This is a genomic window from Chryseobacterium sp. TB1-D10 (assembly GCF_059803555.1).
Genome location: NZ_JAPFHB010000003.1, coordinates 358,459 through 383,923, shown reverse-complemented (window position 1 = coordinate 383,923; position 25,465 = coordinate 358,459). Strand labels below are relative to the sequence as shown.

Annotated in this window: 25 protein-coding genes; 14 read left to right on the top strand and 11 right to left on the bottom strand. The window is 36.3% G+C overall.

The genetic code is table 11. The features are described from left to right. Nucleotides 1-3: 3 nt before the first annotated feature. Nucleotides 4-1,146, bottom strand: a complete 1,143-nt coding sequence (locus tag OPU68_RS06340) for a vWA domain-containing protein (RefSeq protein ID WP_498473160.1) — start codon at nucleotides 1,144-1,146, stop codon at nucleotides 4-6. A 31-nt stretch (nucleotides 1,147-1,177) separates the two neighbouring features. Between OPU68_RS06340 and OPU68_RS06335 the strand changes: the two genes are divergently transcribed. Then, nucleotides 1,178-1,345 carry a hypothetical protein gene (locus tag OPU68_RS06335; RefSeq protein WP_498473159.1) on the top strand — a complete coding sequence of 56 codons (168 nt, stop codon included), beginning with the start codon at nucleotides 1,178-1,180 and terminating at the stop codon, nucleotides 1,343-1,345. Here OPU68_RS06335 and OPU68_RS06330 read toward each other — a convergent pair. Next, entirely contained in the window at nucleotides 1,335-2,942 is a 1,608-nt protein-coding gene (locus OPU68_RS06330; RefSeq protein ID WP_498473158.1) for a S8/S53 family peptidase, read from the bottom strand. The two genes, OPU68_RS06335 and OPU68_RS06330, sit on opposite strands and share 11 nt — an antisense overlap. A 143-nt stretch (nucleotides 2,943-3,085) precedes the next feature. On the opposite strand from OPU68_RS06330, the gene OPU68_RS06325 reads away from it, so the two are divergent. Beyond that, nucleotides 3,086-4,213, top strand: a complete 1,128-nt coding sequence (locus tag OPU68_RS06325; protein ID WP_498473157.1) for a DegT/DnrJ/EryC1/StrS family aminotransferase — start codon at nucleotides 3,086-3,088, stop codon at nucleotides 4,211-4,213. Between the two features lie 30 nt (nucleotides 4,214-4,243). Further along, nucleotides 4,244-5,263: a UDP-glucose 4-epimerase GalE gene (gene galE, locus OPU68_RS06320; RefSeq protein WP_498473156.1), complete on the top strand. Its 1,020-nt coding sequence runs from the start codon at nucleotides 4,244-4,246 to the stop codon at nucleotides 5,261-5,263. Between the two features lie 35 nt (nucleotides 5,264-5,298). Here the strand turns inward: galE and OPU68_RS06315 are convergent, their stop codons facing one another. The 3 genes from OPU68_RS06315 to rsmA all read right to left on the bottom strand — a co-directional run bounded on the left by OPU68_RS06315 (nucleotide 5,299) and on the right by rsmA (nucleotide 7,462). Then, on the bottom strand, nucleotides 5,299-5,952 hold the full coding sequence (locus OPU68_RS06315) for an NAD(P)H-binding protein (protein WP_498473155.1): 654 nt from the start codon (nucleotides 5,950-5,952) through the stop codon (nucleotides 5,299-5,301). 42 nt (nucleotides 5,953-5,994) lie between these two features. After that, nucleotides 5,995-6,504, bottom strand: a complete 510-nt coding sequence (gene idi, locus OPU68_RS06310; RefSeq protein ID WP_498473154.1) for an isopentenyl-diphosphate Delta-isomerase — start codon at nucleotides 6,502-6,504, stop codon at nucleotides 5,995-5,997. 184 nt (nucleotides 6,505-6,688) lie between these two features. Next, a complete protein-coding gene (rsmA, locus tag OPU68_RS06305) occupies nucleotides 6,689-7,462 on the bottom strand; it encodes a 16S rRNA (adenine(1518)-N(6)/adenine(1519)-N(6))-dimethyltransferase RsmA (RefSeq protein ID WP_498473153.1) in 774 nt (257 codons plus the stop codon). An 86-nt stretch (nucleotides 7,463-7,548) separates the two neighbouring features. Here rsmA and OPU68_RS06300 point away from each other — a divergent pair, with 86 nt between their 5' ends. Next, complete coding sequence (locus OPU68_RS06300; RefSeq protein ID WP_498473152.1) at nucleotides 7,549-8,034, top strand: hypothetical protein; 486 nt, start codon at nucleotides 7,549-7,551, stop codon at nucleotides 8,032-8,034. Here OPU68_RS06300 and OPU68_RS06295 read toward each other — a convergent pair. The 3 genes from OPU68_RS06295 to OPU68_RS06285 all read right to left on the bottom strand — a co-directional run bounded on the left by OPU68_RS06295 (nucleotide 8,031) and on the right by OPU68_RS06285 (nucleotide 12,703). Next, entirely contained in the window at nucleotides 8,031-9,158 is a 1,128-nt protein-coding gene (locus OPU68_RS06295) for a lactonase family protein (protein ID WP_498473151.1), read from the bottom strand. The genes OPU68_RS06300 and OPU68_RS06295 overlap by 4 nt on opposite strands. Nucleotides 9,159-9,222: 64 nt before the next feature. Next, the gene (locus OPU68_RS06290) at nucleotides 9,223-11,526 is read right to left on the bottom strand and encodes a DUF5686 family protein (RefSeq protein ID WP_498473150.1); all 2,304 of its coding nucleotides are present in this window, start codon (nucleotides 11,524-11,526) and stop codon (nucleotides 9,223-9,225) included. A gap of 64 nt (nucleotides 11,527-11,590) precedes the next feature. After that, entirely contained in the window at nucleotides 11,591-12,703 is a 1,113-nt protein-coding gene (locus OPU68_RS06285; RefSeq protein WP_498473149.1) for a lactonase family protein, read from the bottom strand. Nucleotides 12,704-12,858: 155 nt separating this feature from the next. On the opposite strand from OPU68_RS06285, the gene OPU68_RS06280 reads away from it, so the two are divergent. Continuing rightward, the gene (locus OPU68_RS06280; protein ID WP_498473148.1) at nucleotides 12,859-13,503 is read left to right on the top strand and encodes a uracil-DNA glycosylase; all 645 of its coding nucleotides are present in this window, start codon (nucleotides 12,859-12,861) and stop codon (nucleotides 13,501-13,503) included. A 47-nt stretch (nucleotides 13,504-13,550) separates the two neighbouring features. Here OPU68_RS06280 and OPU68_RS06275 read toward each other — a convergent pair whose 3' ends face one another. Continuing rightward, nucleotides 13,551-13,970, bottom strand: a complete 420-nt coding sequence (locus tag OPU68_RS06275) for a hypothetical protein (protein WP_498473147.1) — start codon at nucleotides 13,968-13,970, stop codon at nucleotides 13,551-13,553. 12 nt (nucleotides 13,971-13,982) lie between these two features. Beyond that, a complete protein-coding gene (locus OPU68_RS06270) occupies nucleotides 13,983-14,471 on the bottom strand; it encodes a DUF456 domain-containing protein (protein ID WP_498473146.1) in 489 nt (162 codons plus the stop codon). 63 nt (nucleotides 14,472-14,534) lie between these two features. On the opposite strand from OPU68_RS06270, the gene OPU68_RS06265 reads away from it, so the two are divergent. The 8 genes from OPU68_RS06265 (at nucleotide 14,535) to gcvP (ending at nucleotide 23,758) form a co-directional block, all read left to right on the top strand. After that, complete coding sequence (locus OPU68_RS06265) at nucleotides 14,535-14,843, top strand: hypothetical protein (protein WP_498473145.1); 309 nt, start codon at nucleotides 14,535-14,537, stop codon at nucleotides 14,841-14,843. A gap of 75 nt (nucleotides 14,844-14,918) precedes the next feature. Then, complete coding sequence (locus tag OPU68_RS06260; RefSeq protein ID WP_498473144.1) at nucleotides 14,919-16,175, top strand: mechanosensitive ion channel family protein; 1,257 nt, start codon at nucleotides 14,919-14,921, stop codon at nucleotides 16,173-16,175. A gap of 33 nt (nucleotides 16,176-16,208) precedes the next feature. Next, on the top strand, nucleotides 16,209-16,928 hold the full coding sequence (locus OPU68_RS06255; protein WP_498473143.1) for a pyridoxine 5'-phosphate synthase: 720 nt from the start codon (nucleotides 16,209-16,211) through the stop codon (nucleotides 16,926-16,928). Between the two features lie 16 nt (nucleotides 16,929-16,944). After that, complete coding sequence (locus OPU68_RS06250; protein WP_498473142.1) at nucleotides 16,945-17,721, top strand: alpha/beta fold hydrolase; 777 nt, start codon at nucleotides 16,945-16,947, stop codon at nucleotides 17,719-17,721. Between the two features lie 24 nt (nucleotides 17,722-17,745). Further along, on the top strand, nucleotides 17,746-18,000 hold the full coding sequence (locus tag OPU68_RS06245; RefSeq protein ID WP_498473141.1) for a hypothetical protein: 255 nt from the start codon (nucleotides 17,746-17,748) through the stop codon (nucleotides 17,998-18,000). Further along, nucleotides 17,997-19,007: an NAD-dependent epimerase/dehydratase family protein gene (locus tag OPU68_RS06240; RefSeq protein ID WP_498473140.1), complete on the top strand. Its 1,011-nt coding sequence runs from the start codon at nucleotides 17,997-17,999 to the stop codon at nucleotides 19,005-19,007. The genes OPU68_RS06245 and OPU68_RS06240 overlap by 4 nt, the downstream gene beginning before the upstream one ends. Continuing rightward, entirely contained in the window at nucleotides 19,007-20,767 is a 1,761-nt protein-coding gene (locus tag OPU68_RS06235) for an AMP-dependent synthetase/ligase (RefSeq protein ID WP_498473139.1), read from the top strand. Before OPU68_RS06240 ends, OPU68_RS06235 begins: the two co-directional genes overlap by 1 nt. A 132-nt stretch (nucleotides 20,768-20,899) precedes the next feature. After that, entirely contained in the window at nucleotides 20,900-23,758 is a 2,859-nt protein-coding gene (gene gcvP, locus OPU68_RS06230; protein ID WP_498473138.1) for an aminomethyl-transferring glycine dehydrogenase, read from the top strand. A gap of 110 nt (nucleotides 23,759-23,868) precedes the next feature. Here gcvP and OPU68_RS06225 read toward each other — a convergent pair whose 3' ends face one another. After that, the gene (locus OPU68_RS06225) at nucleotides 23,869-24,477 is read right to left on the bottom strand and encodes a DUF4142 domain-containing protein (protein ID WP_498473137.1); all 609 of its coding nucleotides are present in this window, start codon (nucleotides 24,475-24,477) and stop codon (nucleotides 23,869-23,871) included. A gap of 75 nt (nucleotides 24,478-24,552) precedes the next feature. Between OPU68_RS06225 and OPU68_RS06220 the strand changes: the two genes are divergently transcribed. After that, complete coding sequence (locus tag OPU68_RS06220) at nucleotides 24,553-25,299, top strand: DUF421 domain-containing protein (RefSeq protein ID WP_498473136.1); 747 nt, start codon at nucleotides 24,553-24,555, stop codon at nucleotides 25,297-25,299. Nucleotides 25,300-25,465 lie beyond the last annotated feature (166 nt).

Below are 25,465 nucleotides of genomic sequence, written 5' to 3'. Positions count from 1 at the left end.
ATATTAAATTCTCTTTATTCTATTTTTTTCGTAATCTTCAAAAATCATTTGCCCTAAACCTGAAAGTCCTGTCAGGAAAGCTTTTCCTTTATTCTGAGCAGTGAAGGCTTCCACAAATCTTCGTAGATAAGGATCCTGTGCAATCATAAAAGTGGTGATTGGGATTTTCAGCTTTCTCGCTTGTACAGCTTTGCTGAGACATTGTCCGACAATCATTTCATCAAGACCAACACTATTCATATAAAATTCTCCGCTTGGTAATTTGATACAGCTGGGTTTTCCATCTGTGATCATAAAGATCTGCTTGTTGGTATTTCTTTTTCTGCGGAGAATATCCATTGCCAATTCCAATCCTGCCACTGTATTTGTGTGATACGGACCAACTTGTAAATAAGGTAGATCTTTGATCTTAATTGGCCAGGCTTCATTTCCAAAAACTATTATATCGATAGAATCTTTAGGATATTTTCTGTTGATCAATTCTACCAAAGCCATTGCTACTTTTTTCGCAGGTGTAATCCTGTCTTCACCATACAAAATCATAGAGTGGCTGATGTCTATCATCAAAACCGTGCTCATTTGTGCTTTGTGTTTTGTTTCTTCTACGATTAAGTCGTCTTCTGTCATTCTGAGGTCAGAAATTCCGTTGTTGATCTGAGCATTTTTAAGACTTTCGGTCATATTTACGGTTGATAGATCATCTCCGTATTGGAAGTTCCGGTTTTCGCCATCGCGCTCATCACCTATTCCTGTTTTATTGGTTCGATGATTTCCGATTCCAGTTTTTTTTAGTTTGCCAAAGATTTGGTCTAGGGCATATTCACGCAAGGCAGCTTCCAGTTTGGCTGTTAGGATATTTTTGCCTTTTCCGGTTCCCTGATTTCCATCTTCGGAATCGTCCTCTTTTTTGATATAACCTCGCTTTCTGAGGTCTTCTTCAAAATCCTCAAGTGTATATTCGTCAGTAAAAATATCATATTCTTTATCCAGCATATCGAGCCAGTCAAATGCTTCTTCAATATCGCCCGAAGTGTGTGTCAACAGGTCTTTGAACACGTCAAAAACACGGTCGAAATTGGATATTTCTTCCGGAACGTGTTTGCTGAATGTAAATCCTTGTTGGAAATTTAATTGTTTATTCGTCATTAGATGAATCTCCTTTTAGAACAGACAAGTTATGGAATTATTATACCAAGAACAAAGTTTAGAAATAGAAAAAAAGAATGGTAGTGATCTGAAAATTGATTATGCTTTACAGAAAATATTAAATGATTTAATCCTAAACAAAAAAACCACCGAAAAGTTCAGTGGCTATATTTTTTTTAAATCAATTTTTATTCCTTAATAAATTTCTCGATCAATTCCTGATTACCTGTTTTTATTTTGATAAGGTAATTACCTTTGGCAAGTTGAGAAATATTGATATTATTTTTAGTTTCTGTTTTTATTAATCTTCCTAAAACATCATAAATTTCGATTGATTGCAATGGTTTTTCAGCAGTAATATTAATGACATCTTTTGCAGGATTTGGATAAACTTTTACCTGGATTTTCTGAAGATCTTTTACACCAAGTGCCTGGTAAGTTTTATAAAAATTGAAGATGCCATAACCCATTTGTGGAGAGGTATTTGGATAAAGAGACGCATTTTGCCTTAGTTTGGTTTTGACTTCTTCTCTCGAAAGTGTTTTTGGCAGCGATTGCAAAAGACAGGCTACGCCTCCAGCTGCCAAAGGATTTGATAACGAAGTTCCACTGGCCTGCGTTACCTGACTGCCAAAAACGGTATATGTGTCAGTTCCTCTTGCGCTGCCGTCCGGTTTTACAACTCCTGCGGAATTTGGACCAAAAGAAGAAAAACCGGAAATATTCCCCTGATTTGTAACAGCACCAATCGTGAAAACTTTTGCGTTATCTCCAGGTGTTCCTAAGTAATGCCAGGCACTTGCTCCGCTATTTCCTGCAGAAACAGTTAAGAAAATTCCTTTTTCCGCAGCAATTTGTGCGCCTCTTGCGATGAAGGAAGTTGTGCCGTTCATATCTGCGTAAGTATAGTCATATCGGCTATCATCAAATTCTGTGTAACCCAGTGAAGTAGAAATCACATCCACGCCTTTTCTGTCGGCTTCTTCAGCGGCTTCAATCCAATAGAGTTCCTCTTCCGGGATTTCATTCGGACCATCTTCTGAGGCATAAAGATAAAAATCTGCATCTGGTGCACTTCCCACAAACTGGTTATCAAGATATCCGCCTATTGTTCCAAGACAAATAGAACCGTGTGAATTTAAAGAAGTATTATATATGTCAGAACTTTTATTAATGAAATTATATCCACCTTTGATCTGTCCATTATCACGCAGTCTTTTGTAAGCAGTTCCTGTATTTACCGTTGGAAAACCTGTATCAATGACAGCAATTGTCATACCTGTTCCGGTAAATCCAGCCACGTGAAGTGCACGGATATTAACTTGATTGATTTGATTCACTCCGCTGCCATAATTAAAAGTTGTCAAGCCATCTCGATTAGCAAATTCCTGATTAAATTCTTGGAATTTTTCAATTTTTTCTTTTCGCTTTCCACCATTTGGGTTTTTAACAAAACTTTCTACGTGGTCTACATAAGTCTGCTGAGATAAAGTTTGAATTTGAGCAGCAGTCGCATTCACAGCAACACCATTCAGCCACTTGGAATAATCTGTTACAGTAAATCCAAGATTCCTGATATTATTAATATAGCTCTGTTCAATTGGTGCATCCTGGTCTGAAAGTGCAATTCCAAGATTGGCTCTTCTGTCAAGAGATTTCTGAGTAAGTTCCGCCAATGGGTTTGAATAAAATGCAGCTTTGTTCGGTTTATCTTTGAAGAAAACAAAAACTAATTCGGTTTGAGCCGTTGCTATCAAAGAAAAGCTAACCGATAAAATTGTAAAGATTTTTCTCACGTTTCGGGGATTTTGATTTTTTAAACTGATAAATAAATGTAAATTTACAAAATAATGTTTTTGCTTTCGAAATCGTTTTCAAAAAATATTTTAGATAGTATTCATCACGATTTCAAATGCATTTTAATAATAAATATTTGATTATGAAGAAAATCCAGATGGTTGATTTACAAAGCCAGTACTATAAAATAAAAAGTGAAGTTGACAATGCAGTTCTGAATGTTATGGATTCTGCGGCTTTTATAAATGGTCCGGAAGTCAAATCTTTTCAGGCAGATCTGGAAAGTTATTTGGATGTAAAACACGTGATTCCTTGTGCCAACGGTACAGATGCACTTCAGATTGCATTGATGGCTTTAGACCTTCAGGAAGGTGATGAAGTTATAACGGCAGATTTTACATTTGCTGCAACGGTAGAAGTGATACATTTATTAAAATTAAAATCAGTTTTGGTAGATGTTGATTATGATACTTTTACAATCGATACAGAAGCTGTCAAAAAAGCAATTACCCCAAAAACCAAAGCGATAATCCCAGTTCATCTTTTCGGACAATGCGGAAATATGGAAGAAATTCTGAAAATCGCGAAAGAACATAATTTATACGTCATCGAAGATAATGCGCAGGCAATCGGTGCAGATTTCATTTTCTCAGACGGAACCGAAAAGAAATCCGGAACAATGGGAACAATGGGAACGACTTCGTTTTTTCCTTCCAAAAATCTTGGTTGCTACGGAGATGGAGGAGCAATTTTCACTAATGATGATGAACTTGCTCACAGACTGAGAGGCATTGTAAATCACGGGATGTACGAGCGTTATTACCACGACGAAGTTGGTGTTAATTCCAGACTGGACAGCATTCAGGCAGCGGTTTTGAGAAAAAAATTACCAAACCTTGATTCTTATAACGAAGCCAGAAGAAAAGCGGCTGATTATTATGATGAAGCTTTCTCCGGAAACGAAAATATCCTTAGACCAAAAAGAGCTGATTATTCCACGCACGTTTTTCATCAATATACTTTAAGAATCACAAACGGAAAACGCAACGAATTACAGAAATATCTTACTGAAAAAGAAATTCCTGCGATGATCTATTATCCGGTTGCGCTTAGAAAGCAAAAAGCTTATTATCAGGAAAGTGATCCTGCAGATTTTGTGAATACAGATAAATTATTGGATGAAGTTATTTCTCTTCCAATGCACACTGAATTAGACGAAGAGCAGTTGAAGTATATTACGGATTCGGTTTTGGAGTTTTTCAATAATTAAACTAATAATTCACTACTCACAATTAATTAAATGTCCATACTTGTAACAGGCGGTCTCGGCTACATCGGTTCACACACAGTTGTAGAACTAATTAATAACAATTTTGAAGTCATCATTGTAGATGATCTTTCAAATTCAGAAAAATTCATTCTTAATAATATTGAGGAAATTACAGGCAAACGTCCGATTTTTTATCCATTCGATCTAAGAAGAAAAGAATTATTAACTCAGGTTTTTGAGGCGCACGATATCAAAGGTTGTATCAATTTTGCGGCTTCAAAAGCAGTAGGAGAGAGCATGGTAGAGCCTTTGGATTATTATGAGAACAATTTGTTTTCATTGGTTAATGTTCTTCAGGAATTCAGAAAAAGAAATATCTCGAATTTTATTTTTAGTTCTTCTTGCACCGTTTATGGCCAAGCAGACGTAATGCCAATCGACGAAAATACGCCTCTCAAAGAAGCCGAATCTTCTTACGGAAAAACCAAGCAAATGGGTGAGGATATTTTAAAAGATTTCTCGAGAGCTTACCACAAAAGAGTGACTTTGTTAAGATATTTCAATCCGATTGGTGCACATCCAACAGCTTTGTTAGGAGAATTACCATCCGGAATTCCGAATAATCTTGTTCCTTATGTAACGCAGACTGCAGCAGGAATTAGAGAAAAACTGAGCATTTGGGGCGACGATTATCCAACGGTAGACGGCACAGCAATTCGTGATTATATTTACGTTGTAGATTTGGCAAAGGCACACGTTGCAGCGCTTAAAAAATTAATTATTTCCGAAGAGCAAACTGTTTTGGATATTTACAATCTGGGAACTGGAAAAGGTTCGTCCGTTCTAGAAGTCGTAAAAGCATTTGAGTTGGCAAATAATGTAGCAGTTCCATATCAGATCTGTCCAAGAAGAGAAGGCGATATTACGGTAGCATATGCCAATGCAGACAAAGCCGAAAAAGAATTGGGCTGGAAATCCGAAACGTCTCTGGAAGAAGCACTCAAAACCACTTGGGAATGGCAAAAATATTTGAAAGAAAGAACAAATTAATATAATTCAAAACCAATCAAAACCGATTGGTTTTTTTATTTACATTTCTCAGCAAAACTGAAAATACTGTGTAAGCTAACTTCCGAAAAACTCTTGGATTTAATCTTCGAAGCATTAATCATCGCTTTTGCAAGAACCGATGTTGGCAAAGGCTGCTGACTTTTGAAAAGTCCCAATTTATTGATAAACTTCAAAGCTTTTAATCCGAAAACTTCGCCACTTCTATCAGAATTTTTCCGTTCCAGCATCCCAGGTTTGAAGAACGTGGTTTTCTCAAATTTCAGATTTTTGATCGCTTCTTCCAATTCACCTTTCATTCGGGAATAGAAGATTTTAGAATCAGGATTTGCACCGTAGGCAGAAACCAAGACAAAATCCTCTACCTGATTCTCCTTCGCCGCTTTTGCAAAATTATATTGATAATCGTAATCTATTTTCCACTGGTTGTCCTTGCTTCCTGCCGTTTTCAAAGTCGTTCCCAGACAGGCAAATGCTACATCGCCTTTCACAAGATGTTTCCATTCCTCCGGTCGGTCAAAATCTACGATGTGTGCCGTGATCTTGTCATTATGAAAATCAGAACGTCGTCGTACGAAAATATCAATTTGCTCAAATTCCGGGTCTTGAGAAAGTTGATCTACAAGATCTTTCCCCGTTGCGCCAGTTGCACCAATTACCAAAGCCTTCATAATTCTGAGATTTGATAATAAAGTTAAGTAATATTTTCGGGATTAATTCAACTGATTGCGATATTTCGCCCAAATGATTTTGAACCATTCGGTAAAATGTTCAGGATTTTCAGAAATTTCCTTTTGCAAATCAGCAATAGATACATATCGTATTTCCGAAACTTCTTCAGGATTTAGATTGAAATCTCCATCAAAATTTCCCGTGAAAACATAATCCAATTCGTGTTCCCAAAGTCCGTCTCCAACATCTGCTTTATAGATAAAATGAAATTTCTCCGTCAACTCACAATCGATTCCCAATTCCTCTTTGATGCGTCTTTTCGCTGCATCCAGATAAGATTCGTTGAGTCTTGGATGAGAACAACAAGCATTGGTCCATTGTTTTGGCGAGTGGTATTTCTCGTCAGCACGTTTCTGCAAAAGCATTTCGCCTTGGTCATTGAATAGAAACACCGAAAATGCACGATGCAAAAGTCCATTTTCATGCGCCTGCATTTTTTCCATTTGCCCCAAAACTTCATCGTTCGGATTTACCAATACCACTTTTTCCATACCACAAAAATAAGGAATTTAAACTAAATTTCCAGAAGCTTAATGACTGTCGTATTTGTCATTCCGCAGGAATCTAAACTTGACTCTCGAGATTCCTACGGAATGACAAACTTTAAGTAAAATTTTAATATAATAATTTATAGAAAGAATTTGCTAAATCAATTAAATCTGCGAGAATTAAAACCTACAAACTATTCTTCCACTCATTCGTAAAATCAATAAAATCTGCAACAGACAATTCCTCCGCACGAATGTCAAGAAAACGATGCGATTGCATAGCTTCAGGAATCCCAAGAACTTTTAAAGAATTACTCATCTTCTTGCGTCTTTGTCCAAATCCAGCTTTCACGATTTGTTTGAAGAGAACTTCATTTCCTTCCAATCCAGGTTTCAGATTTCGCTTCATTCGGATAACGCCGGATTTCACTTTTGGTGGTGGATTGAACACATTTTCCTGAACCGTGAAAAGGTATTCCACATCGTAATAAGCCTGAACCAAAACTGACAAAATCCCGTAATCTTTTGTCCTTGGAACGCCGGAAGTTCGCTCTGCAACTTCTTTCTGGAACATTCCGCTCATTTCCGGAACATACTGGAAATTATCAATGATTTTAAATAAAATCTGAGACGAAATATTGTATGGAAAATTCCCAATCACAGCCAATTCTTCGCCACCAAAAACTGCTGGAATATCTGTCTTCAGAAAGTCGCCAACGAAATGTTGCTCTTCTAATTTTGGATAATGTTTTTTGAGATAATCGATGGACTCGTTATCGATTTCCGCAACATAAGTTTCAACGTCTTTTTCCAGAAGGAATTTGGTAAGAACGCCCATTCCCGGACCTACTTCCAAAACTTTTTTGTAACCTTCCAAAGAAAGCGAATCTACAATGTCACGTGCGATATTCTGGTCTGTAAGAAAATGCTGACCAAGGTGTTTTTTTGCTCTAACGTCCAATTCCGATTTTTTGCAAAGATAAGGTAATTTATAAGTATTTTTAAAGACAGTAAAATTTCATATCAAAGTCTTAAATATTCATCAATTTGAAAAGCTTATTTCTACTATTAATAATATTTCCACTTTTATGGAAAACACAAATCAATGACCAAAACATTAGATTAAAAGTACTGCGTAAAAATATAATTGATAAAGAATTTATTTTTGGAAATTGGAATGAGAAAGGACGAACAGAAACTCATTTAAAATATTTAGGCAAAGTAAAAACCCCTGATAGGAAAATTTACAAAGTTATGAACTCGGTTTGGGTCTGGGGATTGTCAAAAAGATTTACGAACAGAATATTAATCTTTAATGAAAAAAATCAATATTTAGGAAACTATAATGTGTCTGTTATTCTTGATTTACCAACTGAGTTGCACAATGGAATTTTGATTTTTAGAAATTTAGATTCGAACTGTGATAAAAATGTTGCATCTAAAATAAATCTTAAAAATGGTTTGCCAAAAGAATTTTTCAGAGAATGTAAAAATAAATCTGGAGATGTTTACAGTTTTAGTGGAAGCAATTAATACATCTTCGTCTTCACACAAGTCACATTTTTAATAGAAACTGGTTTGCCTACCTTTTTCAACATTCCGGTTTCTATATTTCTTTTGAAAACGGTTACATTTTGAGAAATAACATTAGTTACAATAATGAATTTTCCTGTCTCATCTATCGCAAAAGTTCTTGGATGTTTCCCTTTCACAGATTGATAACCGATAGATTCCAAAGTTCCATTTTCTTTGATTTTAAAAATCGCAATGTTATTTTCTTTTCCTCTGTTGCTCGCGTAAAGAAATTTTCCGTCTGGCGAAATGTGGACATCAGAACTTTCAAAACCTTCTTTGATTTTGTCTGGATGCGTTGCAATTCTCTGGATTTCCTTCAACTTGTTTTCGGAAAAATCATAAACGGAAATCATTCCAGCTAATTCTTCAATCAAATAAGCCAATTTTCCATCTTTGCTGAAAGTGATATGTCTTGGTCCACTACCAGGTTTTGTACTGATAAATGTACTTTGACTGTCTATCAAAGGTTTTTCCTGATTGAAGTCAAATGGATATTGTAGAATTTTGTCAGCGCCCAAATCTGCAACAAGTACAGTTTTGTAATCTGGTGAGAAAACAGCAGAATGCGTGTGTGCTTTTTCCTGTCTTTTTGGGTTAATACCACTTCCTTCCGTGAATGTAAAATGTTGCGCTATCGAATCAATTTTTCCATTTTCAAGAAGTGGAAAAACTGAAATCGTTGCTAAGTTGTAAGTTGCATTAATCAACCATTTTCCACTTTTGTCAACATTCACATAAACGGGATTTTCGCCGCCTGTTTTTTGTTGATTGAGGAAAGTCAATGATTTTTTATCGGCATCAAAAGCAAACGAGCTTACTGTTCCATAGTTCGGAGTTTTTGCGTCGGATGCGGCGTAAACGTATTTTCCGTCGTTGGAAATAGTAATGTAACCCGGATTAATGACATCACATGATGAAGCAACTTTGGTCAATTTTCCGCTTTCTGTATCAAGTTCATATACGTAAACAGCTTCTGAACCTTTTTCCCAGTTATAAGAACCAAAGAATACAAATTCTCTTTGCGAATAAAGACTTGTGAAAATTAAAAAACTTAGAAATAGCGTGATTTTCTGGATTGTCATTGAGAAGGAGTTTTAGAGATTTCTGTCACAGATTTAAATATAAATCTGACTTTCAACAAATTTCCTAAAAATTCATCTGGAAACCAAACTGAACACCGAATTTTCTAACCTCGGAAGTCGCAGAAGTATTATGATTGAGGTAATTTCCTCTCCAGTTGAAATCCAATCTTAACAATCTGAAATTTCCCCAACCAATATTCTCGATACCAAAACCATATTCATAATAAGGTTTTTCCGGAGCGCTAAGCGTAAGATTCCCCGCATTCATATTGATTGTGCCTTGTTTCAGGCTTCCAATTCCTGAACGGAAAAAGGCAACTTCACGAAGTTTCAGTTTTTTAATTAATGGAATCTGAGACAAAATCTTTCCGTTGAAGTGATGTTCCAAAAACAAAACTGCGTAAGAATCTGCAACGAATTCGTAATAATTCATCAACGAGAAAACTCCTCTTACCAAACCGTAAGATTGGTTGGCAGGCATTACATTCTGCAAAGCGAGTGGGAGAGAATCGAAGTTTTTACCAACTTCAACATTGGTGAACAAACGTCCCCAATTCCCCAAAATGAAGGGTTGATAATAATAAAATTGCAATTTATTATAATTGAAATCTGAATTGAAAACACCGCCCACACCTTTCGTGTATTTTAAAATAATTGATGGATTCGTTGCCAAAGCAGTCATCTCGTATCGATCCACGCCATAGGTAGAGAATTTGATTCCTGGTCTGTATATCAACGTTGTGGTGAATCTGGTGTCATTCAGATCATTTCTTAGAACACCTTGTCTGTAGTAATCGATGTTGAATAAATTAGAATCTGCCGATTTAATATTCTGAGCAGTCGCATCCAATCTTATCTGGAAGTTTTTCCAAGGTTCGATGCTTGTAAAAATATTGGTTTGATTTACTGAACTCATAGATGTAGTTTCGCCGCTGTTAAGAACAGAAGAAGAAGCGAATGATCTGGTCATAATGCCTTCATCCGTCGTCAGCTGAACACCAAGTTGAAGCACGTCTTTTCTATATCCAGTTCCGATCATAAATCGGTTGTCCTTGTTGAACATATATTTGGCTTCGCCTCCAAATTTCCATTTCTGATCGCGGAAACCGTAAGCCGTGTAAGCCTGAATTCTCCACATATCGTTTTTGCCACGATAAGTTCGGAAGCCGCCTCGCAATCTTACGCCTTCAATATCGTTGTATCCAAATGACTGAAATATATTTCCAATATCAATGCCTTTCCCAATATGAAAATAGCCGGAATTTCCTATTTCCACGATTTTCACAATCTTTTTGTACTTCGGATTTTCTGCTAACTCGTCGTACATTTTATAGATGTTCTGGTCGCTTTCTGTAAGTGCTTCTGTTCTGTTGGTTTCCCAATAACTTTCATCTTTTGCAACCATTTCATCTTCCGGGATCACGATTTTATTTAGAAAATCATCCGGAATTCCTTTATCAAACTCATAATCCGAATAATTGGCGACTCGCCTTGCTATGATGGATTTTGCTTTGTCTTTATCATTGGTGACGAGATTGATTGTCGTTTCATTTCTGGTTGGGATAAAAGTGGAATCGTCGGGATTATCAAACTCCAAATCCGTGGAGATTTTTTTAACGAAATTAATGTTGATCTTTTTGTTCGTTTCCATTTCCACCTTCATCACATTATATTTGTCCATCGAAATATAAAGTCTGCCTTTAAGCGCAAGAGCTTCCGGATTTTTCGGTGTGAATCTGATCTCGTAACTTCTGACGGTATTGACCTCAATTGTATCTGTAATATTATAATCAAAAACACCAAAACCATCCGTGGAAACAGGGCTTACAAAACCGATATTCAGATAATTGATCGTGTTATCATAAATATTAATGTCCTTATACATACCTTGGACAGTCTTCGTTACGATCTGATTGTTCTTGAGACCGGATAGTCTCGTTGCTAAAAGATCTTTACGTTCTTTTTTCGGGTCATTCTTTCCGTAGGTTTCGAAAATACTTTCGGTGATGAAGACTGGTAGAACAGCTTTTCCTGCGATTTCCGAGGAATCATTGTATTTGAAAATGATAGAATCCATTCCACGGAAAGCTCTTTTTTTGGTAAAAGCGCTGTCAATATTATCCAGGCGGAAATCTATTTTCTCGTAAGTTTTGTATTTGTAATCTTTGTGAAGGAGCAATCCGTTGGATTTTTTCTTTTTCCAAACCTCGCGCATAATTGCGTATGCAGGATTTTCTCTTTTGTTTTTGTATTTTTTTACGCCTTGGATAACGACGTTTTCGATTTCGTTTTCTTTGTCAGTCTGCGAGAAGAGCAAACTGCTAATGAAAATCAGTAAGAAAGAGAGAATAATTTTTTTATCAAGCATCGATTTCATCAAGCATTAACTATTAATAACTGTGTTTTAATTTAAATATTGTTTTGAAGCAAAATTATTTACCTTTTTCGTAAAATATAACATTCACAGGACTACAGACTGGAATTGATTTTCTGGTTGAAGTCAATTCGCCTGTTTTCAAATCTCTGGTGAAAATATTGATTCTATTGGTGTCCTGATTGGCAATTAGCACCAATTTATTATTAGGACTGATGGCAAAATTTCTAGGATTTCTACCTGTGGTTTTGATTTGCTGAACTTTTTTGACTTTCCCGTTTTTCAGAATTTTGAAAGTCGTAATGTCATCCGCATCATCACGATTCGTAACGTAGAGGAATTTTTCATTTTCAGACAAGTGAATATCAGCAGCGCGGAAATGGAATCTTACTTTTCTGGATAACAACGTTTCTTCCTGAATCAATTCAATTTTACCTTCATTAAAACTTAAAACAGAAAGGTCGCCACTCAGTTCTTGAACCAAATAAATTAATTTTCCTGTTTTATCAAAAGCAATGTGTCTTGGTCCTGAACCTTTCTTCACATCAAATTCTCCAATTTTTTCTAAAACATTTTCTCCCGATTGATGATATTTGAAAACGTAAATTTTATCTAATCCAAGATCCGTTGCCAAAACATATTGATGATCCGGAGAAAACTGAACCTGATGAATGTGCGACTTCTCCTGACGTTTCGGATTTACACCAACTCCTTCGAACTTAATATTCTGAAACACTTCGGATAATTTTCCATCTTCAAATCGCTTAAAAACGTTGATGCTTCCGCCGGAATAATTGGCTGTGATGACATTTTGATCGTCAGAAATCAGGAAAGCCGGATCTTCGCCCTGTGTTTTTTTCTGATCTTTTTTGGTTAATCTTCCATCAGCTTCATCAATTGAAAAAGACGTGATCGTGCTTTTATAGCCATCTTCATTCACTGAGAAAAGAAATTTTTTATCCGGACTCAGGCTTACAAAACTTGGATTGATAACATTTTCAGTATGGAATTTTAGATTGTATTGGTAAGTATTCTCATCAAAATCAAAAATATAAATTCCACCGCTTTTGCACTTTTCACTATTGGTGTAAGTGCCTACAATAATGGTGTTTTGTGCTGAAAGATGAGCCATAAAAATGATCGAAAAGATAAATGTGTTCCAGATTTTCATTCTAAAAATTGATGGGAAAATGTATATTTTCCGCGAATTTATTACATATAAAATTAAGCCAAACGATATTTGTGAATAATTAACTTTAATTGACGTAAATGTCAGCAGATTTGCATTAATCGATTTCTAAATTTAATTTTGCCAAAAATCTTGCTATGACCTGGACCGATGTTCTGAAACCGATTAAAGAAAGTGCTTATTTCAAAGACCTTTGGGAGAAAGTAAAAATGGAATTTAATTCTAAAAAATGTTTTCCGCCCACGAAACAGATTTTCCGTGCATTGGAACTTACAGAATTCGATGATGTGAAGGTCGTAATCATTGGTCAAGATCCTTATCATAACGACGGACAGGCAAACGGGCTATGTTTTTCGGTTTCAGAAAATGTAACTGCTCCGCCATCTCTCAAAAATATCTTCATCGAATTGAAAGATGATATGGGCGTTGAAAGAAAAAATAATGATTTACAAGACTGGGCAAAACAAGGCATTGTCCTTTTGAATGCCACATTAACTGTTCAGGCTCACGAACCAAATTCTCATAAAAATATCGGTTGGGAAACCTTTACGGATTTTATCATTAAGCAAATCTCGGATCAAAAAGAAAATGTGGTTTTTGTACTTTGGGGCTCTTTTGCACAAAAAAAAGTCTCATTAATTGATGAGACTAAGCATTTCATTATTCAATCCGCACATCCGTCTCCATTTTCAGTTTACAGAGGATTTTTCGGAAGCAAACCGTTTTCTAAAATTAACAATTATCTTTTAGAGAAAGGGAAAAATCCGATTGTTTGGGGATAATTTTTCAATTATGAATTATGAATTATGAATTATGAATTATGTTCATACTAATTTTCTTTTTCATATTTAAAACTGACTGTTACAGGCTCTTCTTTTGCACCAGGTTGCGGTTTCAGCTCTGTCAATGTGAATTTATAGCCGGAAAAAGTAAAAGAATTGGTAACATTCTTGGGAAGGAAATCTCTGGTTCCAACCTGGAAATTGGTTTTCTGAGTTCCGGAAATTCCTGCCATATTTACAGTTGCGACTCCTTCCCAAACACAAGTCACATTCACCGGACAACGGCTGTCTTCCATAACTTCTTTGAACTGAAGGCTTACATTTGAGTTAGGAATTTTTACTTGTTTTTCCAGACCAATGGTTACTGTATTATCAGCAACCGTAGATGCTTCTGTAATTGAAGTTTGTGTTTTGCAGTTGCTCATTAATAATAAAAGAGGAATGCAAAAGAAGATTTTAATATTCATCACTGGATTTTTTTAAAAGAAAATATAATATCCTACAACCAAAAACATTGCCAGTCCAACCATCAGGTTAAAACCAGTTCCGTAAACAAATCCAATAAAAGCACCTTTCATAGAGTTAAGAGCTTTCTTTCTGTCATTGAAGTCGTGTAATAATTCTCCAACAAAAACGCCCAGAAGCATTCCGATTAGAAATCCCAACGGAATAGGAATAAATATCAATCCGACGATTGTTCCCACAAAAGATCCAATACTTCCGTAACGAGTTCCTCCGTATTTTTTGTTGGTTTTTGCAGGAATGACGTAATTCAGGACGGTGGAAATGATCGTCAGTAAGACAAAAATCCAGACGTAGATCATCGGCATATCATTTTCTGTCCCGAATTTGAAAATTAAAAGTCCAAATAGACTTAATAGTAGTCCCGGTAAAACGGGAAGGAAAGTTCCTAAAAGTCCTATGAAAAGGAGTGCTAAGGAAATAATGTTGATTAAGGTTGGATCCATAGTTTGATTTGCTAAATATTAAAATAATTTATTTATATTTGAGTAAATTTATTAATCTTTATTATGAAAAAGCGTTTTTTTTATCTATTAATATTAATTTCATCATTTTTAACTGTTAATCCTTACAAGGCAGAAATACCAAATGCAATCAATTTTGAAAGAAAAATTCAGCAAGAAGATACTTGCTCTCTTACTGTTAATTTCTATAGTGGAGGACAATTAGTTGGAACACAAACCTATACTGGTTATCCATGTGGAATTTTTGGTCAAGATAATTGTAAGCAATGGAGACAAGATATGCTTAAAATGATAAATCAGCAAGTTGCTGAAACCGGAACAATGATGCCCGGCGGAGGTGGTTTTTCGTGTTGATTTTTAATATATAATGAGGATTTTAAGGTTTTATTTAATGGTGTAAATTAATATTCATTTACTAATTTTGCACCAATGAATGACCAATTACAAGATACCAAGGATTTAATACAAGATGCAACCGAGTTTCTGTATAAATATATTGCAGAATATTTTCCGGACGGTCTGAATCTTTTTGTTCAGATTGGTGCAAAAATTCTTTTAATCTTTCTCGTCTATTTACTTTTTGATTTCATTTTCAAGATTGTAATCAATTCTGTTTTCAAGTTTTTTGGGAATGAGGACAAATATCCTGTGATGAAATCTATTTATCAGTCAAGGATAACAAATTCCCTTTCGCACATTTTTTCTCTATTGATTGCCGGATCTATACAGACTTCCATTTTTCTTGGTCATCTGACCAAAACGACGATCTTTTCGGAGAGAATGATCAATTTTGCTATAGTTCTCGTGATTGCAGGAATGGCTTTCCGCTCTCTTAAAGCTTTAGAATATTATAGTTTAATCAAAAAAGATTATTACAAGAATTTTGCAATAAGAACTGTTTCGGAGACTGTAAAAACCATTGGAATTTTTATTTTCTCCGTCATTGGAATTTGTGTTGTTTTCGGGATCAATAGTACAACCATCATTGGAAGTCTGGGAGCCATAACTGCGGTTATGGTTTTGATTTTTCGGGATCTTATCCTGGGATTTGTAACCGGAATTCACGTAGCCACTTCCAAGAATATCAAAGTAGGAGACTGGGTTTCTATTCCAAAATATTCATTGGAGGGAAATATTGAAGATATAAGTCTTCTGACAACCAAAATCAAGAATTTCGATAAAACAATTTCCACGATTCCAACTTATGATTTACTGACAACAGAAATTAAAAATTATCAGGTTATTTCAGACGAAAATACAAGAAGAATCAAGAAATCGATCATGTTCAATATGAAGTCCCTGAAGTTTGTTAATGATGATCTGATGATCCGTTTAAAGAAAATAAACCTTATCAAAACATATCTCAATCTTAAAGAAAAAGAAATTCTGGACGAGAAAAATTCAATAGAAAATCCAGAAGAGATTATCAACGGAACTCAGTTGACCAACATTGGGGTTTTCCGGAAATATGTTCAGAATTATCTTAATAATAATGATCAAATCGATCAGAAAGAAATCATTCTTGTAAGACAGTTACAAAGTATGCCGGAAGGTTTGCCTTTAGAAATCTACTGTTTTGCAACCGAGGCAGATACAGAAAAATACGAAAATATACAGTCTGATATTTTTGATCATCTATTGTCTGCTGCTAAGGAATTTGAACTCGATATTGTTCAAAAGGCTTAACAAATATTATTTATCATTCATCAATAATCATTTATGACTAAACTTAGTGTCAATATTAATAAAATCGCAACATTAAGAAACGCAAGAGGCGGCGATGTTCCCAGTGTTACCCAGGTTGCTGTAGATCTGGAAAGATTCGGAGCACAAGGTATTACAATTCATCCAAGACCGGACGAACGACATATTACAAGAAAAGATGTTTACGATCTCAAACCTTTGGTGAAAACTGAATTTAATATCGAAGGAAATCCGCATCGGCCATTTATTGATATGGTTTTGGAAGTAAAACCGGAGCAGGTAACTTTGGTTCCCGACGCTGATAATGTAATCACTTCCAACGCTGGCTGGGATTGTGAAAAAAATCTTGATTTCTTAAAATCCGTCATTTCTGAATTCAAAAATGCTGGAATCAGAACCTCGATTTTCCTGGATCCAAATCCCGAAATGGTAAAATTTGCTGCAGAAACAGGAACAGATAGAATCGAACTTTACACAGAAGCCTACGCAACCAATTATCCTACAGGTAAAGAGGAAGCGATCAGCTTATATGTAGAAACGGCGCTAGAAGCGGAGAAATTTGGTTTGGGAATCAATGCCGGACACGATTTGAGTTTGGATAATCTGAAATATTTCTCAGATAATATCCCGAATCTTCTGGAAGTTTCCATTGGTCACGCTTTGATTTCGGAAGCGCTTTATCTTGGTTTGGAAAATACGGTTCAGGCTTATTTGAAAAGGTTGGCGAAATGGTAAAAATAATTTGAATCAAATGCAAATATTACACTCAAAAATATACGGAGAAGAAAGAATAGAAACACCGCTTTTGGTTTTCCACGGGTTGTTCGGGATGCTGGACAACTGGGGAAGTTTCGGGAAAGAATTTGGGGAATTGATGCCTACGCATCTTCTGGATTTAAGAAATCACGGACGCAGTTTTCATTCGGAATCTATGTCTCACGACGATTTGGCGAATGATATTCTCAATTACATGGAATTCCATAAAATTGAAAAAGTTAATCTTCTGGGACATTCACTCGGTGGAAAAGCCGTAATGCAATTCGCTGTCAAATTTCCTGAGAAAGTAAGCAAATTAATCGTTGTTGATATTTCTCCAAAAGCTTATCCGCCACATCATCAGGGAATTATCAAAGCTTTACAAACTGTAGATTTCTCGAAAGTTGAATCCAGGCAAGACGTTGAAAAAGTTTTAGGCGAATATATTCACGAGAAATTTGTCATTCTGTTTCTGATGAAAAATCTTTATTGGACAGATGATAAAAAGCTAGATTGGCGATTCAATCTCATTACTTTAGCGGAAAAATATACGGAGTTTGTCTCCAATGCCATCAAGTTTGGGGTTTTCAAAGGACCAACATTGTTTGTTGCCGGAGCCAATTCCAACTACATTTTACCCCAGGACGAATTGCTGATCAGACAACAATTTCCGGATTCAAAAATCATTAAAATTGCTAATGCAGAACATTGGGTTCAGGCCAATAATCCTGTTGATTTCAATGCGGCTGTAAAAGAATTCTTGCAGAATTAATTTGAAGTTTTATCTTTGGAAATCATGATTAAGTCTCAAAAAAAAATCTTCAAATTCATTCTAATATTCTCAGTATTAATCAATCTTTTTCTGTTGGGGATTTTATTTCTGGTACTCAGAGATTCAATTTCCGGAAATGGAGAATATTTTTTGGAGGGTAAAAGTTTCTGGTATTTTGTTGGTATTATTACCGCTTATTGTTTTGCAAACTCCTATTTCATCATTCAGTTTCTGAAAAAAGCAACTGAAATCGAACCCGAAAAACCAATTGAAGAATGATTTTAATTACAGGCGCAACAGGAATTTTGGGAAGGGTGATAGCCTTAGAACTTTTGAAAAAAGGAAAAAAAATCCGAGCAACAAAGCGAAAAACCAGCAATCTTGAAGACGTTCGGAAATCCTATCAATTTTATACAGATCAGCCCGATTTTTATTTTGACCAAATCGAGTGGGTTAATATTGATTTTGATGACCACGATTCTCTCGAAAATGCTCTGAAAGATGCTGAAGAAGTGTATCACTGCTCTGCAAAAGTCAGTTTCAGTCCAAGCGCAGAAAAAGAATTATATAAAAATAATTCTGAAGCCACAGAAAAATTATTGTTGGCAATTGACCCTTTGAAAGTTAACAAATTCCTTTTTGTAAGTTCCATCGCGGTCCTGGATGGCTATAACGAACAAGGCGAAATGGACGAGAATTCTGATTTTAATGAAAAACTGGATCATTCCAATTATGCCATTTCCAAATATGTTTCAGAAATGGAAGTTTGGCGCGCTTCGGCAGAAGGTTTGAACACGGTAATCATCAATCCTGGTTTGATCATCGGTTCCGGAAACTGGAATCACAGCAGCGGAAAACTGTTCAAAGAAATGTCGAACGGTTTCACTTTTCCGGGTTCCACAGCTTATGTAGATGTACGAGACGTTGCGAAAATTGCCGTTGAATTAATGGAAAAGTCCATCTTCGGACAACGTTTTATACTAACATCTGAAGTCGTAAAATACAAACACATTGCAGATAAAGTTCGAAAATATTTCGGGAAAAAACCTGCGAAAATCATATCGAATTCAATTCTTGACTTACTTCCGTTTTTTTCTGCAATTCTCGGTTGGTTTATTCCAATTCTTAAATTAGGGAATAAAACGAACGTCGAAACCATCAAATCGGATTCGAAGATTAGCAACAAAAAAATCCGTGAAACGTTGAATTACGAATTTATTCCAATCGATGAAAGTATAGATTTTCATCTGAAAAATTATGCTGAGAGCATTTCAAAATCAAATTAATGAACATTACGGAATTTCTGAATAAGAACACCAAACGATTTCCACAGAAAGCCTCTGTAGGATTCAAAAAAGATGACGAATGGAAAGAACTGACCTGGATGCGATTCAAGCAGATGGTTTTCAGAACAGCAAATGCACTGATAGAAGCTGGTGTCAAAGAAAATGATAAAGTGGCAATCTATGCCGACAATTCCCCGGAATGGATCATTATGGATGTTGCAACGCTTGCGATTGGCGCAGTGACAGTTCCGATCTATTCAACAAATGGTGCTGACCAGGTTGAGTATATCATCAATCATGCGGAGCCGAAAATTATTTTGACAGGTGACAAGGATCAATACGAAATCTGTTACGATCTATTGGGGAAAACATCAAGTTTAGAAACAATTATCTCTGCAAAAAAGAATTTTACTTTAAAGGATCATTCTTTCTTTTTAGCAGATTTTATAGAAAATACTTCGGATAAATTTCAGATTGTAGAAAGATTGGATGAAGATCTGGCAACAATCATTTACACATCCGGAACATCCGGAATCCCGAAAGGCGTGATGCTGACACATGGCAATTTCCAAAAAGCGTTTGATGCGCACGTTGCTTTTTTCAATTTTAAAGATTTTGAGAAAGAACAGTCGATGGCGTTTTTGCCACTCAGCCACGTTTTCGAAAGATGTTGGACTTTGTTTTGTTTTTCGATGGGTGCTAAAGTCAGCTTTCTGGAAAATCCAAAATTGATTGCAAACGCCCTTCAGGAAGTAAAACCTACGACAATGTGTTCCGTTCCGAGATTTTACCAAAAGATTTATGCAGGCATCAACGAAATGCTTGTATCAGCTTCTCCAACAAAAAAGAAAATATTCAATTGGGCTATTGAAACAGGAACTCAAGTATCAGAAAGAAAAAGAAATCAGCAAAACGTTCCTTTTTTATTAAATCAAAAATATAAGATTGCTAATACTTTGGTCTTTAATAAAATCAAAACAAAATTAGGCGGAAGACTTTGGTTTATGCCTTGTGGCGGTGCATCTATTTCGTCTGAAGTGACACAGTTTTTTGATGCAATGGGAATCCATATTACCGTTGGTTATGGGATGACGGAAACCACTGCAACCATCACAGCTTTCCCTTTTACAAAATACAAATACGGAACAGCAGGAAAACTGATTGGCGATTCGCAAATTAAAATAGGAGAGAATGACGAGATTCTTGTAAAAGGAAGCGGCGTGATGAAAGGTTATTACAATAATCCGGAAGAGACTTCGAAGATTTTTACAGAAGATGGCTGGATGAAGACCGGAGATGCCGGGATTGTGGATAATGAAGGAAACCTGACAATTACTGATAGAATTAAGGATTTGATGAAAACTTCCAATGGAAAGTACATTGCGCCTCAACAGATCGAAAATATGTTTTCCAACAATAGTTACATCAACCAAATCCTGTTGATTGCAGATGATAAGCCGTTTGTTTCAGCACTCATCGTTCCGAATTTTGAAACACTTGAAGAAAAATTAAAAACGATGGATATTCCTTTTACAAATTGGGAAAAAATCGTTGAAAATGAAAAGGTCAAATCCTTCTATCAGGAATTGATTGACGGAATCCAAACTAATCTCTCTGGTTTTGAGAAAATAAAAAAAATTATATTGATGCCTGCGGATTTTGAGATCCAAAGTGGAGAAATCACACCGACTTTAAAAATTAAAAGGAATATTGTTCTCAAAAAGTACTCGGAGAAAATTGATTTAATTTATAATAAATAGTTTTTAAAAATATGATTTGTATGAATAATATGGTGATGATAGATTTTATCATATTTTCATTTTCAGAGATATTTACAAAATTGATTAAATTTACAAACCTTATTAATAAGAATCTAATTTGAAGTTTTATAAATGAATACACAACAATTCGTAAATCGTCACATCAGCCTTAATGAGTCTGATAAAGCGGAAATGCTGAAGAAAGTAGGAGCAGCGAGTATTGAAGAACTCATCTCACAAACCATTCCGGATGCCATCAGGCTGGAGAAGGATCTGGACATCTCGGAGCCACTTTCGGAATATGAGATGCTGATGCACTCCAAAGAATTGGCAGAGAAAAATCTTAACTTTGATAACTATATCGGTTTTGGATACCACAACACCATTTTGCCTTCTCCAGTCCAGAGAAATATTCTTGAAAACCCAAGCTGGTACACGGCTTACACACCTTATCAGGCAGAGATTGCACAAGGGAGATTGGAAGCTTTGCTTAATTTCCAGACCGTGGTTTCTGATTTGACAGGTTTTCCTTTGGCAAACGCTTCTTTGCTTGATGAATCCACGGCAGCAGCAGAAGCAATGCACATGTTCTTCAATAACAGAACTAAGGATCAAAAGAAAGCTAATGCTACCAAATTTTTTATCTCAGATCTGGTTCTTCCGCAAACAATTTCTGTTCTTAAAACAAAAGCGGAAGGTCTTGGAATTGATGTGATTGTAGGCAATCACAGTAACCATCAGTTTAATGATTCTTATTATGGCGTTCTGTTGCAATATCCGGGGAAAAACGGAATTGTATTAGATTATACGGAAAACATCACTTATTATAAAGAATTTGATCTTCAAGTGGTTGTAGCTTGTGATCCAATGGCTTTGGTTAAGCTGAAATCTCCAGCTGATATAGGAGCAGATTGTGCCGTTGGAACTTCCCAAAGATTCGGAATTCCAATGGGGTACGGTGGTCCTCACGCAGCATTTTTCACTTGTAAAGAAGATTATAAAAGAGATATTCCCGGAAGAATTATTGGCGTTTCTCAAGATATGTATGGTAAACGTGCATTGAGAATGGCGCTTCAAACGAGAGAGCAGCATATCAAAAGAGAAAGAGCAACTTCCAACATTTGTACAGCTCAAGTTCTTCTTGCAGTAATGGCTGGTATGTATGCTGTTTATCACGGTCCTAAAGGCTTGAATTTTATCGCTGACCAGATCCATTTTAAAACCAATGCTTTGGGTGATGCGCTGAAAGTTTTGGGTTATGATATCGTGGACGAACCAGTTTTTGATACCGTAAAATTCAGATTGCACGAAGAGGAGAAATCTTCTTTGAGAATGAAAATGAGAGATCAGAAAATCAATCTTAATTATTTTTCTCAAGGCATTGTAAGTATTTCAATTAATGAAACGACGACGGTTGACAAATTAAACCAATTGATCGAGGCATTTGCTCAGTTCAAAGGCAAGCAAGGTTACAAAGTGACTTTGAAAGAAGAATATTCGATTCCTGCAGAATTGTTGAGAAAAGATAAAATTTTAGAAGAAGAAGTTTTCAACAAATACCATACTGAGACAGAATTGATGCGTTACATCAAACGCCTGGAAAGGAAAGATTTGTCTTTGACACATTCTATGATTTCCCTTGGATCTTGTACAATGAAACTGAACGCAGCAACTCAAATGATCCCATTATCCTGGGGAGAATGGGGAAGTGTTCACCCATTTGTACCAACAGATCAGGCTGGCGGCTATCAACAAATGATCAAAGAATTGGAAAAAGATCTTGCTGAGATCACAGGTTTTGCAGGAACTTCTCTACAACCAAACTCTGGTGCGCAAGGCGAATACGCCGGACTTATGGTGATCAGAGAATACCATAAAAACAGAGGAGAAAGTCACAGAAATGTCGTTCTAATCCCTCAATCTGCGCACGGAACAAATCCTGCATCTGCAGCAATGGCTGGAATGAAAATCGTTGTGGTAAAGAATCTTGAAAGTGGAGAAATTGATTTTGAAGATTTCAAAGCGAAAACGGAGGAGCATTCTGAGAATCTATCTTGTATAATGATTACTTATCCTTCGACTTACGGATTCTTCGATGCCAATATTAAGGAAATTACAAAACTGACGCACGACCACGGCGGACAGGTTTATATGGATGGTGCAAATATGAATGCGCAGGTTGGATTCACAAGTCCCGGGAATATCGGGGCAGACGTTTGTCACCTGAATCTTCACAAGACTTTTGCAATCCCTCACGGTGGCGGTGGTCCTGGTGTTGGACCAATCTGTGTGGCGGAGCATTTGGTTCCATTCTTACCAACCAACGCAAATATCTCGATTGGAGGTAAAGAAGCGATAGAAGGAATTTCTGCGGCACCTTACGGTTCTGGATTGATTTTGAATATCTCTTATGCCTATATCAAAATGCTGGGAACCTCTGGTTTGAAGAAAGCAACGGAACACGCAATTCTAAATGCTAATTATCTAAAAGAAATTTTAGCTGAACATTTCCCAATCCTTTATGCAAACGACAAAGGCAGAGTGGCACACGAGTGTATCGTAGATTTCCGTCAGTTTAAGACTTTGGGAATTGAAGTGGCTGATATTGCAAAACGTTTGATGGATTATGGTTTCCACGCACCTACAGTAAGTTTCCCTGTTGCAGGAACATTAATGATAGAACCAACCGAGTCTGAAAACAAAGACGAAATCGACAGATTTGCTGAAGCGCTGATCAATATCAAAAAAGAAATTGATGAGATTGCAAACGGAGACGCAGACAGAGAAAACAATGTGTTGAAAAACGCACCTCACACAGAACAGTTGGTAATCTCTGACTCTTGGGACAAACCTTATGGCAGAGAGAAAGCGGCCTATCCATTGGAGTGGGTGAGAACGCATAAATTCTTTGCAACGGTTTCTAGAATTGATGAAGCTTATGGCGACAGAAACCTGATCTGTACTTGTGAGCCGATTGAAGCTTATATGTAAATCAATGTTGAATGATTTTGTTATTCATTAATTAAATAAAACAAAACCTCTCAAGTGATTGAGAGGTTTTTACTTTAAAAAAGAGTGACAAAATTTGTCTTTCCTTAATATTATTTAACTGCTGCTTTTGTTTTTTCAGATTCCATTAAATGGTGTTCCAATGTCGGAACTGTTTTCCCTGCAAATGATTTCAGGGAAGTTTCGCCACCGTCTGACGCTTCTTTTTTGAAAGCTGCGATGTCTTTTTTATGGTCTGTTACCATCGCATCGGCATAAGCACGATCAAAGTCAGTTCCTTTTTTTGCTTTCAGGTCATCATACATTTTCTGTTGTTCGGCATTCATAGTAGTTGGTAAAGTATAACCTGCGGTGGACGCCCAGCTTTTGAGTTCTTCATTAGCCTTTCCGTGGTCTTTTGCCATCATCGCACCAAGTGATTTTACAGACGCTGCAGAAGCGTTGGTCGCTGCCAGCTCTCCCAGCATAACTTCCATCATACCGCCCTGGGCTGCAGCATCAGCAAATTTTTTGTCCTGATCTGTAAGAGAAGCTGGTGTGTTTGTAGTAGGTGTTTTAACAGCTGCAGAGTCGGTAGCAGGCATTGCAGAGTCAATTGCTACTGCTGAACTGTCCGCTGACATATCTGTGTTTACTGTTTCCTTTTTCTCACAAGCGACTAGTGCAGCTATAGCAAGAATTGTTAAGATTGAATTTTTCATAATAAAAAATATTTGTGGTTGATTAAAATGCAAACTTCAAAAACCAAGCCGTAAATCCTCCGTAATTATTTCATAATGAATGCTTGGCGGGAATTTTGTAATCTGAACCAATGTAAAACCACCTTAAAAAGTATTATGGATTTGGATTGGAACAAACTCTTTATCGGTGATCTGAACTTCAGCTTCGCCTTGGAAATCATCATTCGGACATTGATTATGTTTAGCATGGTTTTATTAATCTTAAGACTTTCCGGCAAAAAAGGCGTACGCCAGCTTTCATTGTTTGAGGTGGCTATTATTATCGCTCTTGGTTCAGCCGCCGGCGACCCGATGTTTAATAAGGATGCTGCGATACTGCCTTCGGTAATTGTCTTTGCTGCCATCATCCTTCTTTACCGTACAATCACCTATTTTGCGATGAAAAGTGAAAAGTTTGAAAATATTATTGAAGGAGAACCTATTTATGTTATTGAGAATGGGAGGTTTGTTTTAGGAGTACACAAAGACCATACATTTGCCAAGGACGAATTTTTCTCCGAAATGCGCCAGGAATCCATCGAGCATTTGGGACAAGTGAGAATTGCTATTCTGGAGACCACTGGGAATATCAGTTTTTATTATTATCAGGATGACGAAGTGTGTTACGGTTTACCAGTTCTCCCAAAACCTTATCAAAAAAAAATTAATCAAATCACAGCAGAAAATATCTACGCCTGCACCTATTGTGGAAATACCGAAAAATTAAACGCCGGAAATCACCACTGTTCCCGATGCAACCAGACGGAATGGGTGACCGCCATCAACACTTTACGGCTAACTTAGGATCAAATTTCCCTTCTATTCCAATTTTTCATTAATCAATCGATTACCAGGAAGGCTGACAATTTTAAGTCACAATGTTAAAATTAAGATTTTATAATTGCCTGAAATCTATAATTGTAAAATTAAATTAACCTCAAAACATAATATTTTCACAAAGTCTTTTTGT

Coding starts and splice junctions, on each gene's coding strand:
- OPU68_RS06255 (WP_498473143.1), top strand. CDS start 16,209: ATGACTAAACTTAGTGTCAATATTAATAAAATCGCAACATTAAGAAAC.
- OPU68_RS06270 (WP_498473146.1), bottom strand. CDS start 14,471: ATGGATCCAACCTTAATCAACATTATTTCCTTAGCACTCCTTTTCATA.
- OPU68_RS06220 (WP_498473136.1), top strand. CDS start 24,553: ATGAATGCTTGGCGGGAATTTTGTAATCTGAACCAATGTAAAACCACC.
- OPU68_RS06245 (WP_498473141.1), top strand. CDS start 17,746: ATGATTAAGTCTCAAAAAAAAATCTTCAAATTCATTCTAATATTCTCA.
- OPU68_RS06235 (WP_498473139.1), top strand. CDS start 19,007: ATGAACATTACGGAATTTCTGAATAAGAACACCAAACGATTTCCACAG.
- idi (WP_498473154.1), bottom strand. CDS start 6,504: ATGGAAAAAGTGGTATTGGTAAATCCGAACGATGAAGTTTTGGGGCAA.
- OPU68_RS06275 (WP_498473147.1), bottom strand. CDS start 13,970: ATGAATATTAAAATCTTCTTTTGCATTCCTCTTTTATTATTAATGAGC.
- OPU68_RS06325 (WP_498473157.1), top strand. CDS start 3,086: ATGAAGAAAATCCAGATGGTTGATTTACAAAGCCAGTACTATAAAATA.
- OPU68_RS06295 (WP_498473151.1), bottom strand. CDS start 9,158: ATGACAATCCAGAAAATCACGCTATTTCTAAGTTTTTTAATTTTCACA.
- OPU68_RS06250 (WP_498473142.1), top strand. CDS start 16,945: ATGCAAATATTACACTCAAAAATATACGGAGAAGAAAGAATAGAAACA.
- OPU68_RS06240 (WP_498473140.1), top strand. CDS start 17,997: ATGATTTTAATTACAGGCGCAACAGGAATTTTGGGAAGGGTGATAGCC.
- galE (WP_498473156.1), top strand. CDS start 4,244: ATGTCCATACTTGTAACAGGCGGTCTCGGCTACATCGGTTCACACACA.
- OPU68_RS06340 (WP_498473160.1), bottom strand. CDS start 1,146: ATGACGAATAAACAATTAAATTTCCAACAAGGATTTACATTCAGCAAA.
- OPU68_RS06335 (WP_498473159.1), top strand. CDS start 1,178: ATGGAATTATTATACCAAGAACAAAGTTTAGAAATAGAAAAAAAGAAT.
- OPU68_RS06285 (WP_498473149.1), bottom strand. CDS start 12,703: ATGAAAATCTGGAACACATTTATCTTTTCGATCATTTTTATGGCTCAT.
- gcvP (WP_498473138.1), top strand. CDS start 20,900: ATGAATACACAACAATTCGTAAATCGTCACATCAGCCTTAATGAGTCT.
- OPU68_RS06280 (WP_498473148.1), top strand. CDS start 12,859: ATGACCTGGACCGATGTTCTGAAACCGATTAAAGAAAGTGCTTATTTC.
- OPU68_RS06290 (WP_498473150.1), bottom strand. CDS start 11,526: ATGCTTGATAAAAAAATTATTCTCTCTTTCTTACTGATTTTCATTAGC.
- OPU68_RS06260 (WP_498473144.1), top strand. CDS start 14,919: ATGAATGACCAATTACAAGATACCAAGGATTTAATACAAGATGCAACC.
- OPU68_RS06225 (WP_498473137.1), bottom strand. CDS start 24,477: ATGAAAAATTCAATCTTAACAATTCTTGCTATAGCTGCACTAGTCGCT.
- OPU68_RS06265 (WP_498473145.1), top strand. CDS start 14,535: ATGAAAAAGCGTTTTTTTTATCTATTAATATTAATTTCATCATTTTTA.
- OPU68_RS06315 (WP_498473155.1), bottom strand. CDS start 5,952: ATGAAGGCTTTGGTAATTGGTGCAACTGGCGCAACGGGGAAAGATCTT.